The 16,779-nt window shown below is 41.6% G+C and carries 20 protein-coding genes, 3 pseudogenes and 1 riboswitch; of the genes and pseudogenes, 9 read left to right on the top strand and 14 right to left on the bottom strand.

Features of this window, described 5'->3' with window-relative positions; genetic code table 11:
* Nucleotides 1-7 precede the first annotated feature (7 nt).
* The 3 genes from CRO17_RS05485 to cbpB all read right to left on the bottom strand — a co-directional run bounded on the left by CRO17_RS05485 (nt 8) and on the right by cbpB (nt 2,465).
* A complete protein-coding gene (locus CRO17_RS05485; protein WP_097040163.1) occupies nt 8-1,120 on the bottom strand; it encodes an N-acetyldiaminopimelate deacetylase in 1,113 nt (370 codons plus the stop codon).
* 58 nt (nt 1,121-1,178) lie between these two features.
* Nucleotides 1,179-1,892 (bottom strand): 2,3,4,5-tetrahydropyridine-2,6-dicarboxylate N-acetyltransferase, encoded by a 714-nt coding sequence (gene dapD, locus CRO17_RS05480; RefSeq protein WP_097040161.1) that lies wholly within the window; start codon nt 1,890-1,892, stop codon nt 1,179-1,181.
* A 99-nt stretch (nt 1,893-1,991) separates the two neighbouring features.
* Nucleotides 1,992-2,465: a cyclic-di-AMP-binding protein CbpB gene (gene cbpB / locus CRO17_RS05475; RefSeq protein WP_097040159.1), complete on the bottom strand. Its 474-nt coding sequence runs from the start codon at nt 2,463-2,465 to the stop codon at nt 1,992-1,994.
* 211 nt (nt 2,466-2,676) lie between these two features.
* Here cbpB and trhA point away from each other — a divergent pair, with 211 nt between their 5' ends.
* From trhA to CRO17_RS05460, 3 genes are all read left to right on the top strand, one after another.
* Entirely contained in the window at nt 2,677-3,309 is a 633-nt protein-coding gene (gene trhA / locus CRO17_RS05470; protein ID WP_097040157.1) for a PAQR family membrane homeostasis protein TrhA, read from the top strand.
* Between the two features lie 70 nt (nt 3,310-3,379).
* Complete coding sequence (locus CRO17_RS05465; RefSeq protein WP_097040155.1) at nt 3,380-4,249, top strand: metallophosphoesterase; 870 nt, start codon at nt 3,380-3,382, stop codon at nt 4,247-4,249.
* 84 nt (nt 4,250-4,333) lie between these two features.
* Nucleotides 4,334-4,807 carry a YkyB family protein gene (locus tag CRO17_RS05460; protein WP_097040153.1) on the top strand — a complete coding sequence of 158 codons (474 nt, stop codon included), beginning with the start codon at nt 4,334-4,336 and terminating at the stop codon, nt 4,805-4,807.
* Here the strand turns inward: CRO17_RS05460 and CRO17_RS05455 are convergent.
* Complete coding sequence (locus CRO17_RS05455; RefSeq protein ID WP_097040151.1) at nt 4,804-5,073, bottom strand: hypothetical protein; 270 nt, start codon at nt 5,071-5,073, stop codon at nt 4,804-4,806. The two genes, CRO17_RS05460 and CRO17_RS05455, sit on opposite strands and share 4 nt — an antisense overlap.
* Nucleotides 5,074-5,186: 113 nt before the next feature.
* Nucleotides 5,187-5,324, bottom strand: a complete 138-nt coding sequence (locus tag CRO17_RS05450) for an FbpB family small basic protein (RefSeq protein ID WP_077309895.1) — start codon at nt 5,322-5,324, stop codon at nt 5,187-5,189.
* A gap of 112 nt (nt 5,325-5,436) precedes the next feature.
* Between CRO17_RS05450 and CRO17_RS05445 the strand changes: the two genes are divergently transcribed.
* Nucleotides 5,437-6,597, top strand: a complete 1,161-nt coding sequence (locus CRO17_RS05445) for an aminotransferase A (RefSeq protein WP_097040149.1) — start codon at nt 5,437-5,439, stop codon at nt 6,595-6,597.
* A 31-nt stretch (nt 6,598-6,628) separates the two neighbouring features.
* On the opposite strand, the gene CRO17_RS05440 is transcribed toward CRO17_RS05445, so the two are convergent.
* Nucleotides 6,629-6,856: a Spo0E family sporulation regulatory protein-aspartic acid phosphatase gene (locus tag CRO17_RS05440; protein ID WP_342748962.1), complete on the bottom strand. Its 228-nt coding sequence runs from the start codon at nt 6,854-6,856 to the stop codon at nt 6,629-6,631.
* Nucleotides 6,857-7,214: 358 nt separating this feature from the next.
* Between CRO17_RS05440 and CRO17_RS17705 the strand changes: the two are divergent.
* Nucleotides 7,215-7,301 (top strand): annotated as a pseudogene (locus tag CRO17_RS17705) (YjcZ family sporulation protein); the annotation flags it as partial.
* 42 nt (nt 7,302-7,343) lie between these two features.
* Here the strand turns inward: CRO17_RS17705 and CRO17_RS05430 are convergent.
* Both CRO17_RS05430 and CRO17_RS05425 read right to left on the bottom strand, forming a co-directional pair.
* Nucleotides 7,344-8,708 (bottom strand): TrkH family potassium uptake protein, encoded by a 1,365-nt coding sequence (locus tag CRO17_RS05430; RefSeq protein ID WP_097040145.1) that lies wholly within the window; start codon nt 8,706-8,708, stop codon nt 7,344-7,346.
* Between the two features lie 77 nt (nt 8,709-8,785).
* Nucleotides 8,786-9,196 carry a YwpF family protein gene (locus CRO17_RS05425; protein ID WP_097040143.1) on the bottom strand — a complete coding sequence of 137 codons (411 nt, stop codon included), beginning with the start codon at nt 9,194-9,196 and terminating at the stop codon, nt 8,786-8,788.
* A 136-nt stretch (nt 9,197-9,332) separates the two neighbouring features.
* Here CRO17_RS05425 and CRO17_RS18010 point away from each other — a divergent pair.
* Together CRO17_RS18010 and CRO17_RS05420 are read left to right on the top strand one after the other, a co-directional pair.
* Nucleotides 9,333-9,482: pseudogene (locus CRO17_RS18010) on the top strand (FAD-dependent oxidoreductase); the annotation flags it as partial.
* A 14-nt stretch (nt 9,483-9,496) separates the two neighbouring features.
* A complete protein-coding gene (locus tag CRO17_RS05420; protein WP_097040141.1) occupies nt 9,497-9,886 on the top strand; it encodes a hypothetical protein in 390 nt (129 codons plus the stop codon).
* A 27-nt stretch (nt 9,887-9,913) separates the two neighbouring features.
* Here the strand turns inward: CRO17_RS05420 and CRO17_RS05415 are convergent, their stop codons facing one another.
* Nucleotides 9,914-10,405, bottom strand: a complete 492-nt coding sequence (locus CRO17_RS05415; protein WP_097040139.1) for a class I SAM-dependent methyltransferase — start codon at nt 10,403-10,405, stop codon at nt 9,914-9,916.
* 135 nt (nt 10,406-10,540) lie between these two features.
* On the bottom strand, nt 10,541-10,897 hold the full coding sequence (locus CRO17_RS05410; protein WP_097040137.1) for a hypothetical protein: 357 nt from the start codon (nt 10,895-10,897) through the stop codon (nt 10,541-10,543).
* Between the two features lie 172 nt (nt 10,898-11,069).
* Here CRO17_RS05410 and CRO17_RS05405 point away from each other — a divergent pair, with 172 nt between their 5' ends.
* A complete protein-coding gene (locus CRO17_RS05405; RefSeq protein WP_097040136.1) occupies nt 11,070-11,420 on the top strand; it encodes a YflT domain-containing protein in 351 nt (116 codons plus the stop codon).
* Nucleotides 11,421-11,456: 36 nt separating this feature from the next.
* Here the strand turns inward: CRO17_RS05405 and thiT are convergent, their stop codons facing one another.
* Entirely contained in the window at nt 11,457-12,023 is a 567-nt protein-coding gene (gene thiT, locus CRO17_RS05400; RefSeq protein WP_097040134.1) for an energy-coupled thiamine transporter ThiT, read from the bottom strand.
* A gap of 85 nt (nt 12,024-12,108) precedes the next feature.
* Nucleotides 12,109-12,208: riboswitch (TPP riboswitch) on the bottom strand.
* A gap of 210 nt (nt 12,209-12,418) precedes the next feature.
* On the opposite strand from thiT, the gene CRO17_RS05395 reads away from it, so the two are divergent.
* Entirely contained in the window at nt 12,419-13,795 is a 1,377-nt protein-coding gene (locus CRO17_RS05395) for a peptide MFS transporter (RefSeq protein WP_097040132.1), read from the top strand.
* 135 nt (nt 13,796-13,930) lie between these two features.
* Here CRO17_RS05395 and CRO17_RS05390 read toward each other — a convergent pair whose 3' ends face one another.
* The 3 genes and pseudogenes from CRO17_RS05390 to CRO17_RS17445 form a co-directional block, all read right to left on the bottom strand.
* Nucleotides 13,931-14,254: an ATP-binding cassette domain-containing protein gene (locus CRO17_RS05390; protein WP_179636857.1), complete on the bottom strand. Its 324-nt coding sequence runs from the start codon at nt 14,252-14,254 to the stop codon at nt 13,931-13,933.
* Between the two features lie 35 nt (nt 14,255-14,289).
* Complete coding sequence (locus CRO17_RS05385; protein ID WP_179636855.1) at nt 14,290-16,083, bottom strand: M3 family oligoendopeptidase; 1,794 nt, start codon at nt 16,081-16,083, stop codon at nt 14,290-14,292.
* A 127-nt stretch (nt 16,084-16,210) separates the two neighbouring features.
* Nucleotides 16,211-16,779 (bottom strand): annotated as a pseudogene (locus CRO17_RS17445) (collagen-like triple helix repeat-containing protein); the annotation flags it as partial.

The raw sequence follows: 16,779 nt of genomic DNA, 5'->3' as shown, positions 1-16,779 counted from the left end.
TTTTTCTTCATGATTCATTTATATAAGCCAGTACCGCTTCAACACCGCAGTTTATCGCTTGTTCGTCCGGTGTTAATTTACTGTGATGCAAGCCATACGGAGAATTGACTCCCAGCCAAAACATGAATCCTGGTATTTCCTTCAGCATGTAACCAAAATCTTCCCCAGTCATCGCAGGGTTGGCCTCTTTATATGTTAAAGAAGTCCCTGCTATCGCTTTCTGAAAAGCTTCTACTTTCGTGTTATCGTTATACACTTGATAATAATTGGAGCCATAGTCAATGCTGATCTGGCAATCATGGCTGATCTCCAGCCCTTTCGCCTGCTGCTCAATATGCTGTTTTACTACAGCAATTGCCTCTGGATCCATCGTCCGAATTGTTCCTTCCAGCCGAGCATTCTCCGCAATTGTATTCTGCACAAATCCGCTTTCCATTTTACCGATAGTAATAACAGCACTTTGTAATGGATCAAGATTACGAGCAACTATTCCTTGCATATTCGTTACGAAGGTACTAGCTGCAACAACCATGTCCTTTGTTAAATGTGGATAAGCAGCATGACCGCCTTTTCCTTTGAAATCCAAGAACAGCTCGCTGGTATTGGCAAAGAGAATACCTGCTCTGGAGGAAACCGTTCCGACCGGCAGTTCTGGTGCAATGTGGAGTGCAAAAATCTCATCCGGCCACCATTCTTTTAATACGCCGCTTTCTAAAAGAGGCAGCGCACCTCCAGGGCCTTCCTCCGCTGGCTGAAAAATAAAAACCATATTGTAATGCGGCTGTTTCTTTGCGCATGCTGTTAATGCACCTAAAGCAATTGTCATATGTAAATCATGTCCGCAAGCGTGCATACGGCCTTCGTGCTGCGACTCAAAAGGCAGTCCGGTTTCTTCTGATATAGGCAGTCCATCAATATCCGTTCGGAAGCCAATTGTTTTTGCACCCTCCGCCCCGGTAACTTTTACCATAATGCCTGTTCGCCAAGTTTTGATCTGAAGATGCTCCTGCGGAAGGTGCTGTATGTACTCGAGCAAATAAGCTTGTGTTTTTTCCTCTTGAAAACCGAGCTCCGGTATTTGATGTAGATCTCTTCTGATTTGAATCAACTTGTCTTCCATTTTTGTCACCTGCTTTATGTGATAATAAAAAAAGGAGCAGCAGCTGCTCCTTTCCTTCTTAGTTCAATTTACGAAGTTCCTGACGAATCTCTGTCTTGGATTTCGTTTGATCATCAATTTCTTTCAATACGCGTGCCGGCGTTCCGCCAACAAGTGTGTTTGGAGCTACATCTTCAGTCACAATCGCACCAGCTGCAACAATGGAACCTTTTCCAACTGTTACACCTTCCAACACGACAACATTCGCACCGATGACAACATCATCTTCAATTACGACTGGTTTCGCGGAAGGGGGTTCAATTACTCCTGCCAAGACAGTACCTGCACCAATGTGGCAGTTTTTACCGACAGTAGCACGTCCGCCCATTACAACGTTCATATCAATCATTGTTCCTTCGCCGATTACAGCACCGATGTTAATGGAAGCACCCATCATAATAACTGCGCCATCACCGATTTCCACTTGGTCACGAATGACTACACCTGGCTCAATGCGGGCGTTAATACCTTTCATGTCTAAAAGCGGAATAGCTGAATTGCGACGGTCATTTTCAATTACGTAGTCTTCAATAGCAGCTGTATCTTTAAGGAAGCCTTCCAGCTCGCTCCATTCGCCGAAAAGAACTGCTGTATTTGCTTCTGGGAATGCTTTGACACTTTCAGGATAAGTTAATTTATCCAAGTCGTTACCTTTTACGTATACTTTAACTGGTGTAGATTTTTTACTATTCGAAATGAAAGAGATAATTTCATTTGCATCCATCATTTTCATGGTTTTGGCCTCCTATGTAGAACGTATGGAATTACTTTAACAAAACTTTTACTAATCAACAAGCATTTATGCGGGGTTCATTACATAATAAATACAAGCTTATGCATTCGTCTTATCCCCTGCAGGGTGAAAGTGCACTTGCTCATGCAGATATCTGTTCATCTGCTTGAGAATAGCACGGCGAGTCAGAATTCCTTCAAAGTACCCTTCCTCGTCCAGCACACAAAGAAAAGCATGGTTCACCACAGCTTTTAATGCTGTCAGAAATGGATCTGATTTCTTTAAGACCGGTACATCTGTCAGCATGGTATCCAGCACCTTCAGCTCAGAAAGCTTCTCCATTTCAAATCTCTCCATACCGAGTACTTCATTTAAGATAGCAGTCTTCGATATCATACCTTGCAGCTTGTACGTATGGTCAAGTACAGGAATGACAGAGTAACCAGATTTAACAAGCACGAGTAAGGCGTGTTCTAATGGATTATTCAATTGAACATGGGCGACTTTTTCAGATTCAATCATCAAGTCTCCCACCATCATTTCAGTGAGTTCCTGAAGCTCTAATTTTGCCATGCGATCTCTCCTTTTGTCTGTGGCAATAGAAGGAGGCAACAACCCCTAACAGTTTACCACATCCCCAGGCAGGCTACCAATTTCGACATCATCTGCAAGGTGTCACGTTTGGGCAGCTGCACCATAAAATATTTCCAGGATTGAACCACTTTTAATGGTGTTAAGCTAGAAAAAGCATTATACTGAAACAGAGCAGAAATGAGGTAAATAATTGGAAACATATATTTTCACAAAAAAAGAGGAAACAGCACATTCTATTACACATGGCTTTGGTGCCTTACTTAGTATAGCTGCCCTCGCTGTCACAATCGTCCTTGCAAGTTTTTCGAGTGACCCTTGGGTTATTGTCTCTGTCACCATCTTTGGGACGACGATGCTGCTTATGTATCTCTCTTCTACAATTGTGCACGCGTTACCGGAAGGGAAAACAAAAGATATTTTCCAGATTATTGATCATGCGGCTATCTATTTATTTATAGCCGGTACGTATACACCGATACTGCTGATCAGTCTTAGAGATCCGCTCGGATGGACAGTTTTCGGGATTGTATGGGGAATTGCCATCGCCGGAACGATTTTCAAAATTTTCTTTGTTAAAAAATTTCTAATCATGTCAACGATTCTTTATCTCCTAATGGGCTGGATGATTATGTTCATTTGGAAACCGCTGCTTGAAGTATTGCCGCAGCAAACGCTTCTGTACTTATTTGTTGGCGGTCTGCTTTATACAATTGGTGCTGTATTCTATGTTTGGCGAAAGATCCCTTATCACCATGCCGTGTGGCATATGTTTGTACTTGCGGGATCGGCGTTTCATTTCTTCGCCATTCTTTTTCTCATTTAAAGACAAAAGGCATTCTTCCATTTATTTTAGGGAAGAGTGCCTTTATTAACGGTTAAAAGAAGGTGCTTTTATGAAAAACAACAGCAAAAAATGGCTGTCCGCAGCTGCCGGTACACTGCTTGCAGGTGCAGGCCTTGGGCTTACATATGCAAGATACATTGAACCAGCAAGATTAGTCACCAAATCCTACACGCTGACAAGTGAGCGTTTGCCGGATGAATTCAGCGGACTGAAAATTGTGCAGTTTACTGATTTGCATTTAGGTTATCATTACTCTATAAGAAGACTAAGACGACTGGTTCGTCACATCCAGGAACAGCAGGCAGACCTAATCGTATTCACAGGCGATTTCGCCGATCGGCCAATCCGCCTGAAATGGAAGCAAGAGATTGTTGATTGTCTGACAGAATTGCATGCTCCTCTCGGAAAGTATTGGATTTTTGGAAACCATGACTATCGTGAGGAGAGTGAAGCAATTGTTGCGAAATACATGAAAGCCGGGGGCTTCACCGCACTCCATAATACATCTGTTCTATTAAAACGCCAGCAAAAACATATTATCCTTGCAGGTATCGATGATGTTATACGGAGTACACCAAATTTGCATGCTGCTACACAGCACAGCAGTGATGAGCTTTTTACAATCTTGTTAGCGCATGAACCTGATTTGGCTGAGAACGTAAAACATTTACCAGTTGATGTTCAGCTTTCCGGACATTCACATGGCGGTCAAGTACGGATTCCTTTTTACGGAGAGGTAATTGTCCCGCCTTATGGAAGACGCTACCCAAATAGTTATTATGAAATTGGCTCGCGACCTTTGCATGTATTCGTATCCAGAGGTGTCGGAACCACCAGGATGCCAATCCGATTTGCATGTCCGCCCGAAATCAGCATCCTCACCTTAAAACACGGACAGCAGGATGTAAAAGAGCATTAAAAAAGAGCTTGCCAACTGTACAGCTTTTCTGTACGATAGTACCATTCTCCGCTAGGTTTATTCCTGCAATAGGAGGTTACACAATTGAAAGTCAACACAACATTAACTGATATTGCGAAAGCATTATTTGTTGTTAATCGTCATGCGAAAACAGCACCTGATCCAAGCTACTTATACCAATTAAAGAAACAGACGGTAGCCAAGCTTCTTGAGCAGAACAAAGCAAAGAAGATTGGTCTGCACTTTTCGGAACATCCAAAACTGAGCCGCCAGCATTCAACGATGCTGGTGCAGGTTGCAGAATATTATTTTCACATTCCTGCTGCTAAAGAAGACTTTAAGACACTGCCGCATCTTGGAGAATTGGACAAGACCTTTCGGAATCCTAAGCCGAACCTCTCCCTCTCTCAAGCAAAACGGATTCTTTCGTCTTATTTGAATCTGCCACTGCAAGAAGCCAAGAAAAAACAGCAGCCGCCAGTCAGCAGATCCGCATACTATACGCCATCCTCCCTTGGTCAATTTACATGGCCCGATAAGAAAAAGCGACGCAGCTAATAGACTGTACGCTTTTTCTTTTTATATTCCAGCAATTTGACAAGTACGAGAATGCCGCATGCAATTGTTATCATCAGCTGCAATTCCGTTTGTGAAAAAGGCAAGTGAAGCCGCCCCATACTGAGCAGATAACTTAACAGCAAATGTGCACAAAGTACCGATAAAAAGGCGTACCATTGCTTTTTGACAAACCATCGAATAAGCAAAAATATAACTGCAAAAAGCGACACCGCACCTATCATTCCAAATACCGGTATAATCGTCATTATTATCCCTCCTTTCAAAAGCTTGGACCAAAATTGGTGTTTCTAAACGAAAAAGGAATCCCCTTCAAGCGGGATTCCTTGTGTGATGTCACTATGTTATAATGTATCAATCGTTATTCCATATGATCAGTTTGGATGCCGTATTTCTTATCCAGCGATTCTTCAATTCGGAGCATCTCCTGATCATCTTGTAATAACTCATTTTTGTTTTGCGTGACTAATTCCTCTAAAGAAAGCTTACGAGGTCTCATTTTAAATTAGCCTCCCTAATTTATTTCCCTTAGCTATTCCCAATGTTAGCACGTTATAATCAAAATTGTTTGAACATTATGTTAAGAAAGTATGAAAATTGGAGGGGTTTTGATGGAACAGCATATCAACCCGTATGTAAAAGACATTCAAATTTCCGGTATTCGCCGGTTCTACAATTTGGTAGCAGATAAAAAGGATATGATCAGTCTCACAATCGGCCAGCCTGATTTCCCGACTCCGCTTCATGTAAAAGAAGCAGGTATCGAGGCAATTCGCGCTAACCAAACAACGTATACACCGAATGCGGGCTTAATGGAACTGCGACAAGCTATTCGTTCCTTTTATACAAAATACGCACCTGCCTATCAAGCTGAAGATGAAATTATTGTTACGACCGGAGCTTCTCAAGCAATAGATATTACGTTGCGTACGATCCTCCAGCCTGGAGACGAAGTTGTTTTGCCTGGTCCTGTTTATCCAGGTTATGAACCGCTAATTGCCCTTGCAGGAGCAAAAGCAGTTCTTGCAGATACGACAGCAAATGGATTCAAATTGACAAAGTCGGTGTTGGAGCAATATATTACACCGAAGACGAAGTGCGTTATTCTGCCTTACCCATCTAACCCGACAGGCGTAACACTTACATATGAAGAGCTGGAAGAGATTGCAGTATTTTTAGCTGATAAAGATATTTTCATTTTATCTGATGAGATTTATAGTGAACTAACATACGATCAGCCCCATGTTTCGATTGCAGGTTTTCAGCAAGTTAGACAAAAAACAATCATCATTAATGGTTTAAGTAAATCACATTCCATGACAGGCTGGCGAATCGGATTTACTTTAGCACCTGCCTGGTTAAGCACCCATATGCTTAAAGTACATCAATACAATGCAACATGCGCTTCTTCTGTCAGTCAGCACGCTGCCGTGGAAGCATTAACAAACGGTCTAGAAGATCCTGCTGAAATGCGTGAAGCATATCGAGAACGTCGTGATTACTGCTTGGATCGCCTGTCAAAAATGGGATTAACAGTCGAGAGGCCAAACGGAGCTTTTTATATATTCCCGAAATTCCCGATCGCGCAAATGACCTCATTCGAGCTGGGTTTAGCGCTCGTCGAGAAAGCCCGATTGGCAATCGTGCCAGGGGATGCATTTTCACGGCTTGGTGAAGGATATATGCGTCTTTCCTACGCGTACAGTATGGAACAGCTTCAGGAAGGATTGGACAGATTGGAGAGATTTCTTTCTTCCAATCAGCTGACATAATAAAAAGGACAGGTTTCGGCACCTGTCCTTTTTATATTTTCCGTTTCGCTTCGTATAGGTTCAAGAGCTTGTCCAGCTCCTGGCTTTTAGCAATGGATTCACTGCTTGTAAAACCTTTTTCAAAAGCTACTTCGGCCATTTGCTCACGAAGCACTTCGATTTGCCGTGTGAGCTTATTTAAGTTAATTAATTTATTTGAGTGTTGCAAACAATATCTGGCGTGCTCAGGCAATATCATGTCATCACCATTATCCTTCATAAGTTTCAAATCTTTTCCATAACTTATCATGCCAAAAGTTTGTCAAAAAGTAAAGTTTATCGTTTACTTTTCACACATTTTTCATATGTATAATACATCCTCCCTCCTTCCTCCTAATCTTCGGCAAAAAATGACATTTCAGTATTTCCTTTGTCATATAAGCATGCAGTACTTCTGTCATAATTGCCTTAAATATCCAGTAAAGAAAACACCAGTAAAACTAGGCGGATGACCATACACCTTTGATCTGTTTGCCATATAGTAAGGTGTAAGCATTAGGAGGTGAAACAAAATGGGTTACGGATACGGTGGCTTCGGCGGTTTCGGCGGCGGCTATGGCGGCGGTTGTGAAAACGTCGGCGGCTACGGCGGTGGCAACGGTTTTGCATTGATCGTTGTACTTTTCATCTTGTTGATTATTGTAGGTGCAGCATTCTACTGCTAATATCATAAAAAGACGGCTGCCCATTTAGGGTGCCGTCTTTTTTTAACCAATGATTATACGCTCTTTCGGGTAGTGGTAATTAGCTCCTGAAGACTTGCGATGTAAAGAATAAAGGAATGTCAAAATACCGACCCTTCCCAGAAACATTAAGAGCATCAAAATGACCTTACTCACGTCCGTCAACTCCGAGGTAATACCAAGACTCAATCCGACAGTTCCGAATGCACTGCATACTTCAAATAGCACTTCAGTAAGTGAAAACGGTTCAATGGATGCCAGAATAACAGCCGAAGTAAAGACAATTAGTATTCCGAAGATCGTCACATTGACTGCCTTGAATAAATCTTCCGCATGAATTTCTCTGCGGAAAATATTAATCTGCTTATTCCCTCTTGCAAAGTGATACAGAGCGATGACAACTAAAGCGAACGTCGTCGTCCGAATACCTCCGCCCGCACTGCTCGGTGAGGCTCCGATAAACATAAGTGCAGACATAAATAATTCATTTTGTTCGGTAAGCTGCCCTACATCCATCGTAGACAATCCTCCGCTTCGTGTCGTAACTGATTGGAAGAGCGAATAAAAAAGGATTTCATGCCAGGATTTATTTGCGAAAAAGTGACCGGAATCTAATAAAGCAATGACAATAGCCCCCATAACAATCAGCACTAAAAACGTTACTGTCGTTAACTTTGTAAACAAAGTAAATCGGATGAAATTCCGTTCTTCATTAGATGCGAAAATGAAATGCTTGACCTCAATTAGTACAGGAAAGCCAATTGCACCAAGAACAATGAGAAGCATATGTACAAACTGCACAAAATAATCATCTTGAAATAGTATTAGCGACTGCCCAGTAATGTCAAATCCGCCATTGGTCGTAGCACTTATAGATGCAAATAACCCTTGGAAATAGGCTTCTTTAGCAGTAGGAAAATACTGCAGATAATAGGTGCCTAATACTAAGAATCCAATAAGCTCAATCGTCAGGATAACAATGAGAATTTGACGCATTAATGACACGGCGCCTTTAAAAGAACCTTGGTTCTGGTCAGCCATGATAAGTCTTCGCTCTTTGAAACCGATTTTTTTACCAAACAGCAGCCAGACGAAGGTACCAAGCGTCATCACTCCGATACCACCCAGCTGCATCGTAAAAGCGATTAAAATAATACCTGTTGTATTAAAATATTCATGAATTGGAACGGAAGAAAGCCCTGTTACACTAATAGCGCTTACCGCTGTAAAAAGCACATCTATAAAAGAAAGATCGGTGTTTTTCTGATGTGCTATTGGCAATGCCAAAAGACAAGTAGAGATTAATACCGCTGCTAAATAAAATAGAATAATCAATTGAGTTGGCGATATATTATTAGCCCAGCGCCAACGCGGGTCGTAGGTACGCATACTAGAACTCCTTTATTGCACGTTTCAAACGTATATTATAGCAGGGATATAAAAGAATAGCTTGTTTTTTAAATGCCTTATTCTGCTAAACCAGTTCCGCACAAGAGAATCTCACCTTCTTCTTTACCTTCCTTACGCAGACGTTGGATTGTCATGAGCAAATCATTCCGGTCCTCTCTTCTTAAATTGCCCCTCATAATGACATTTCCTTCTTCTTCTAAATCATTTACTTCCTGCACTTGAACAAGGAATAAAGCCGGACGATTTTCCGGCTTCGTAATCCGCACTTGAGCAATTACTACATTTCCGTCATGTGATAGCTTACTTACGATTGCCAAATCTTCTTTATCCAGTACCGCTTCTACAACCCATTCGTTATCTTCCTCTTTATTAATAATTAACCCCTCTGTAAGCTGCATTTCTTTCCCTTCTACGCTATCCTGATTTGTCGGGTATAAAATAAGTTCTGCTAATTTGAATGTTTTCATAAGTTGCCACTCCTATCATTTCTCTTCATAGAGCTGTTTCTTCTATCTTATCAGAACTTATCCTTCGCGTAAGCAATGTGTTTTACTACAAGTCTTACGGGTAAAGAAACGGGATATACGGAGGAAGAATGATACGATGCAAAAATTGGATTTGATTGTGATTGGTTCCGGCGTGAGCGGTCACAGCACTGCTTCAGCCGCGAGAGAAAAAGGCTGGTCTGTGGCTGTTATTGATGATAAACCATTCGGAGGTACATGCCCGCAGTGGGGCTGTGATCCAAAAAAAGCGTCATCCAACATATGCTGGAAGAGAAACAGCAAGATGATTTCAAGCATGTACAACCTTCTGTGTGCTATACAATCCCAGGCATCGCCTCCGTTGGTATCCATTCAGAAGATGCAGCTAATAATCCGGATGACTATACTATCCTAGATCAGGATCTTAGTTCTTTCTTTACAAATAAAACAACAAGACTGCAAGAAGGTAACAGCAAAACTATTCTCGATAAGCACAAACAAACCATCGCAGGTGCTCATCTGTTTTCCCCATACGCTGAGCATCTCATTAATTTATTTACGTTAGCTATCGAGTTAAACGCAGATATCCAAGTACTGAAGTCACTGCTTTTGTCTTACCCAACAGCTGAAAGTGATATTCCAAGTATGCTGAAAGAAAGTAACTTAAGCTAACGTTAAAAAACCGCCATATGGCGGTTTTTATGCTTTATATGCTTTTACATAGTAAACTTCCTCATGCAGCTGTCCTTTGGTAACTTTAAAGCCTGCTTCTTGCAGTTTATCAGCTACCAAGTCAGCACTTTGATCTTTGCTGTAGCCTAGCGCCAGAAAGATACCTTTTTCAATTGTCACCCGATAGATTTCTTTAGCTGCTAATTCTGGATTGTCTGTATTATCTAAGACAAATGCTGCTAGACCGCGTTGAAAGGAAGCGTCTGGAAAATTGAGTCTTCCTAATCCGCTTGGCATTCTGTCAATATTTGAAAGTGTTTCTTCTTCAGCTCGAAGTGCCAGCTTTTCTAATAAGCTCTCGTCTTCCTCAAGTGCTGTCACACGATCCTTTGTCTTGTGTGCAATTGGAATAACCAAGTCACCGTTTCCAGCACCAAAGACGATTACCTTCTCGCCGCCATCTATTTCCAACAGCTCTACTACTTCCGCAGCCGAAACATCCGTTGTTTTATTTGCCATATGACTCTCTCCTTTTCACTATCAATTAGTTTTGTATTGCCTTTCCTATACGAAATGAAACGTCACGCCAATAGGATTTGCAGTTACACACTTTCTATCCTTGCATAAAAAAACAGCAGCTAGCTGCTGCTGACTTTAACTCATATATTTATCTTGTTGTACTTTACGATCAATAAAACTGCACAAGTCTCCTAGTTTGGGGAACTGCTCAAATTCTTCATCAGTAGGGAATTCCTCATCAAGCACGGTGATTTTCCAATAGTGCAGCAATTCATGATAGGTTGCCTTAAACTGCTTACGATCTCCATTGTATACCTTAGCTAAATCGGAGGATGTCGTCATCATATTTTCATTCGTCGAATCTGGCTGAGCATGTTTGTCCACGTATTTTACAACTGTTAGATAAATCTCATATTCAATTCCTTTTGGCCTGGCAACCTGAAGCATTCGTTTCTTCGTCCGCACCTGATCCATATCAATGATATTCACCATAATGCTCCCTCCTTCCGATCACATAACCGAAAACATGCAAAGCGCTTTCTTTTCAGTGTACCATACATACGAACAGATGTATGCCTTTCAGCAGTGAATCTTATAATAGTTTAACTATAGTTCATGCGGGTACATAGTTACCATCACATCAATTTTTAAAGGAGAGATACACATGAAACCATTTTTGAAAGAATACACAAACGATGAAAAACTACAAGAAGACATTCAGCTGCTTAGCACAAAAGGCGTTCATAAAGATAACATCTACGTTCTGTCACATGATGATGACCGCACGAAACGTGTATCAAGCAAAGTAGACGCCAATACAATCGGCCTTTCCGAAATGGATGCGAAAAGTGCGGTAGGCAGCATGTTCAGTAAACAAGGTGATGAACTTCGCGCAAAATTAAAAGATATCGGCTTCTCTCAAGAAGAAGCGGAAGACTTTGAAGAAGACTTGGATGAAGGGAAAATTTTCCTTATTGTAAAGGATACGGATAATGTAGAGGGCTTGCTTATCTAAAGCGAAAGAGCACTGTCCAAATGGACAGTGCTCTTTTTAGTGTTTTGGAAGAATTAGTTTGGGCTGTGCGAACACTAAAATAATAATAACTGCAATACTAGCAATAAAACTAGGTAATAAATATGAGCCATTATAAATTAATGAATAAATCCAAACGGATTGTCCTGGTGCAGCTGCACTTCCGAAGAAAACCATGCCTCCTACAAAGTGAGCAGCAAAGCGTCCAAGGCTGCCGATTAATGTTCCGACGATAAGAAGCAAAGCGAGCTTAAATCGATTGTTCTGTTTTGCAGCTTTTTGTGCCAATCCAGACGTTACCGCAGCTAATCCTACTAAAGTAAAGGCGGCCGGATAATCTAGGAATCCTTGGACAACATGTATGATATAAGGCCCTGTAACAAGTTGGAGCAATCCTACAACTAATCCTGTTAAGAGACCGCCTTTCCATCCCCAGCGGAAGGCCATCAGGAAAATTGGGACCATCTGTAAGGAGATGCTCCCTCCCTGCGCCCATGCTTTAAATGAAAATAAGTCCAAAACAACTGCTAGCGCAGCAAAAATCGCCACTTCAACTAAAAATAAAACCTTGCTTCTTGATTGCATATTGCTTCTCCCCTATAAAAAAGAATGCAACAAAAAAACAATGCTGCAGCGGGATCTTCCGATGGCCCAAATGTGCATTGTTTTCCCATCAAAGAAGCTACATCCCTACGCGAGTGCTAACTCACAGGTTCAAAGGGTCTGGACATACGTCCATCTCAGCCATAATGGCTCCCCCTGCAGGCTTTTTGTACCGATTGTTTTCTGTTGTTCTTCTATTATAAAGAAAAATGACAACTCCAGCAACAAATATTAATTTTTCCTATAGTTGAAATATCATCCAAGTGCCAATTTTAGCAATTGTTTTACTTTTACTTCATATAACAAAATTGTTTGAATTCGAGAAAAACTATAACGTATAATGGACACTGTTCGACAAAAAGGGAGGATTTTTTATTATGGATACACCAGCTACAATCCCACAAGGGAAGAAGCATCCAAAGGGATTGTATCTTCTCTTCTTCACTGAGATGTGGGAAAGGTATAGCTATTATGGCATGCGTGCTGTACTAATGCTGTATCTGACTGCCACAGTTATAAGTGGCGGGTTAGGCATGGATACTCAAACTGCTGCGCTTATATATGGTTTTTATACTGGTATTGTATACTTCACCCCTATTATTGGCGGTTGGCTTACAGACAGGTTTATCGGACTACGAACTGCAATTACAATTGGCGGTATTTTGATGGCTATTGGAGATTTCAGTTTATTCCTTTTCAATACACAAGCAGGCCTTTACGTCGGGATGCTGTTCTTGATTATTGGTAACGGATTTTTCAAACCGAACATTTCCACACATGTCGGTGAATTATATGAGCCGCTTGATAAACGGAAAGATGCTGCATTCACCATTTTCTATATGGGAATCAATATTGGAGCCTTCTTCTCTCCACTTGTGGCAGGTTTCTTAGCAGAAGATCTTTTCCACACCGTAGATGCATCTGGAATTGAACATTTTGGTTTTAAATGGGCGTTCCTAGCATCATCAATTGGTATGATCATCGGGCAAGTTATTTTTAACTCCTTAAGCAAACGCTATCTTGGCGACATTGGTACAAAACCTGCAAGAAAAATTGCAAGTGTGGATGGCGGAGCTCCTGCCAAACTAACAAAAGCGGATAAGAAACGAACTGTAGCTGTATTAATTCTTGCTTGTTTCGTTATCTTTTTCTGGGCAGGTTTCGAACAAGCCGGGACATCCCTAACGCTTTATACACGTGACTTTATCGATCGAACTATTGGAAGCTACGAGGTGCCTGTTTCTTGGTTCCAATCTCTGAATCCAGTATTCATTGTAATTCTGGCACCAATTATTTCGGGCTTATGGTTAAAACTAAGTCGAACAAAACGCGGAGACATCAATACTACTACCAAAATGTCTATGGGGATGGTTCTACTAGGAATTGGTTTCATCATTTTAGTACCAGCAGTATTATTTACTGGTAGTAATGAAGCTGATATTACTCAAAAAGCAAACATCTTGTTCATCGTATTCACTTATCTCTTCCATACACTTGGAGAGTTATGTCTTTCACCAGTAGGGTTATCCATGATAAGCAAAGTTGCACCTATTAAAATCGCTTCCCTACTAATGGGTATCTGGATGGCCGCAACAGGAATTTCCAATATCATTGCTGGTCAACTAGCCGCTTTAACAGAATCACTCGGATACCTTGAAATTTTTAGTGCAATCGGGATTGTAACCATTATAGTAGGTCTTATCCTCTTAACTGTATCCAAGAAACTGCAAGCTATGCTAGATGCTCGAGACTAGTAAAAAACACAGTTCCGCAAAGGAGCTGTGTTTTTTATATGTATATTTTTTCTCTGCTTACAGCCCGCTTTATGCTAGGGGTTTGTTCCTTGCTTCCATGCAGCGCCAGCAGATAAGAAGCAAATTGCCAGACAGTTAGATTGCCAATGATGGAAGGCGATGAGGCACATAACTGATTCGCGGCTTCTTCTGTGACCATTCTATTTTTCCGTCATCCTCCCCTAACATCTTCATGATAATCTTCAATAAAGTACATTTCTCCGCTCCATTTGCCCCCAGCATAACGAGGCTATCTCCCTGCGTCATTTGGAACGAAATATCCTCCAGTACTGTTTTTCCTTGAAAGAATTTCTTATTGTGGTCAGCTTCAGCATCCAGCCCACCTCCTGTTACCAGAATAGCAAGCTGAAATTGGAAGCGTAAGGAAGATTTGTCACTGTTAAATATGACAAATGTCATAAAAAAGAGACCACCCATACGAGTGGTCTTCCATGTTATTTTGCAGTCAAGCGCAAGAATTCTTCAACGTCTCGCTTGCACACTTCAATTGCTTTCAGCCAGAAGTCTTTTTGCGTTAAATCTTCTTGTAAATGCTTCATTGCCAGATCCTCAACCGTCATACGGCCTGTATCTTCAAGCAATGCATTATAAGAGCTCTCAAATGTTTCCGGATTATCTGCTGCTTTTGCATAAATACCTGTACTGAATAAGAAACCGAATGTATAAGGGAAATTGTAAAACGGTACGTCCGTAGCATAGAAATGGAGCTTGGATGCCCAGAATGTGGGATCATATTCGCCAAGCTGATCACTGTAAGCCTCTTTTTGAGCATCGACCATTAATTCGCGCAAGCGCGCTGCTGACACAAGTCCATTTTTACGTTCTTCATAAAATCTAGTTTCAAATAAGAAGCGAGCATGTATATTCATGAAGAAAGCGATGCTGCGCTGGATTTTCTCCTCGATTAACGCAATCTTTTCTTCCTTTGTTGCTGCTTCTTTTACAGCAGCGTCTGAGACAATCAATTCAGCCAAAGTGGAGGCTGTCTCCGCTACGTTCATTGCATATTCCTGATTCAGCTGCTCCACATCATTCATTGCATAACTATGGTAAGCATGTCCTAATTCATGTGCAAGCGTCGATACGTTATTCGCTGTTCCGCTGAACGTCATAAAAATACGGCTTTCCTTTTTGTCTGGGAAGCTTGTGCAGAACCCGCCGGGACGTTTGCTATTGCGATCTTCTGCTTCAATCCAGCGTTTTTCAAATGCTTGCTGAGAGAAGTCCGCCATTTGCGTACTATAAGCACGGAAATGCTTCACAATAAAGTCAGCTGCTTCATCGTATGTTACGTGCTTCGTAGTAGAAGATAGCGGTGCATCAATATCGTACCAGCTCAATTTCTCCAGTCCGAGTAAATCAGCTTTTCGCTGCAGATATTTTACAAAGGTATCTTTCTCATCTGAAATTGCGCCCCACATTGCATTCAATGTTTGCTGGGACATACGGTTGTACGCTAACGGCTCTTTTAAAACGTTATCCCATTTTCGATGCTTGTATGTTTGCAAACGAAAACCAGCCAGATGATTGAGCGTTTCAGCAAAGAAGTCCTCTTTTTCTGTCCAAGCTTCCTGCATTTTGCCAAATACATGCTGTCTCACCTTACGATCTGCCGCATCTAATTTATTTGCTGCCTGGCCAACAGAATAAGTTTTCTCTTCTCCATCAATTTCCAATGGCACTTGAATGCTGCTGACAATTGTGTCGTACATGCTTCCCCAGCCATGATAGCCATCAATAGCCAAATCATTCAGCAGTACCTCCTGTTCTGGAGATAGCTTCTCAACTGCTTCTTTTCTGCGTTCCTCAAGAACAAATGCATAATTAATCAGCTCATCTTTCTCAAGCATCTGTTCCCATGTCTGCTGCGGTACTTGCGTAATGACTTTATCTACACCCGTTAGTGTTCCACTGTAAGCAGCCATAAGCTCATCCTTTTTACCTGACCACTGCTTCGCTTTTTTATCTGTTACATCTTGTGCCACTAAGCATTCCACGAACGCAACAACCTCAAATACACGTTTTGCAGATGCTTCCCATTTCTCTACTATACTTAATAAACCAGCAGGATTTGCAGACTCATCAGGTACTTGGAAATCCTCCAGCGCTTGTTTCCATTCTTGTAATGCGTGCTCTGCTTTCTGAGCGTATTCAGAAAGTTCGCTAGAATTACTGCCGCCCGGGAAAATCACATCCAAATCCCATGTTTGTCCATATTTATTTGTCATTATGTATGCCCCTCCTTCAATTACTCCCCTATTATACGCGTTGATTTATTGACTGAAAAGTTTTAGTGTTCCATATTTTCCAGCAAAAAAGGCTATAGCAGTCTTCGTTACTATAGCCGTTATGCAATTATATAAAACGAATACCATTCAAATTACGCGTCTCTGCTGCTGCTGAAGTTACATTGGTGACGGGAACAACCGTCACACTAACTGTATAGGGAGCACTCCCCGTTGCAGGAGCGACATCTACGAATGTATTTGGGATTAGTATTCTTTGGGTACCGGCCGCCTGACCTGTCCTTGTAATAGTAACTTGATTTATAAGAGTACCTCCCCTACGAAGATTAAGTACAATCGATACAGCCCAGTTTGCAGTAGCCACTATTGCTACTTGTGCGTTTAAATCCAACTTTATATTATCGCCTGTAGTTACAGCAGGCGATATTGTATTTATGGTTGTCTCTGTATTTAGAGGAATTGGAAGAGAAGCAGTTGCCTGATTTGCTGTGATTGCAGCAATAGAGGGAAGAGCACCGCCGGTTGGTCCTGTTGGTCCGGTGATTCCTGTGGATCCGGTAACTCCGGTTGCACCAGTAATTCCTGTGGTTCCCGTAATACCTGTAGTTCCTGTGGTTCCCGTAATTCCCATTGCTCCGGTAGGCCCTGTCAATCCTGTTTCTCCGGTTGCACCGGTAG

This window comes from Terribacillus aidingensis, from assembly GCF_900215625.1.
GTDB lineage: Bacteria > Bacillota > Bacilli > Bacillales > Amphibacillaceae > Terribacillus > Terribacillus aidingensis.
The sequence above is the reverse complement of the archived record's forward strand: the minus strand, read 5'-3'. Positions and strand labels throughout refer to the sequence as shown.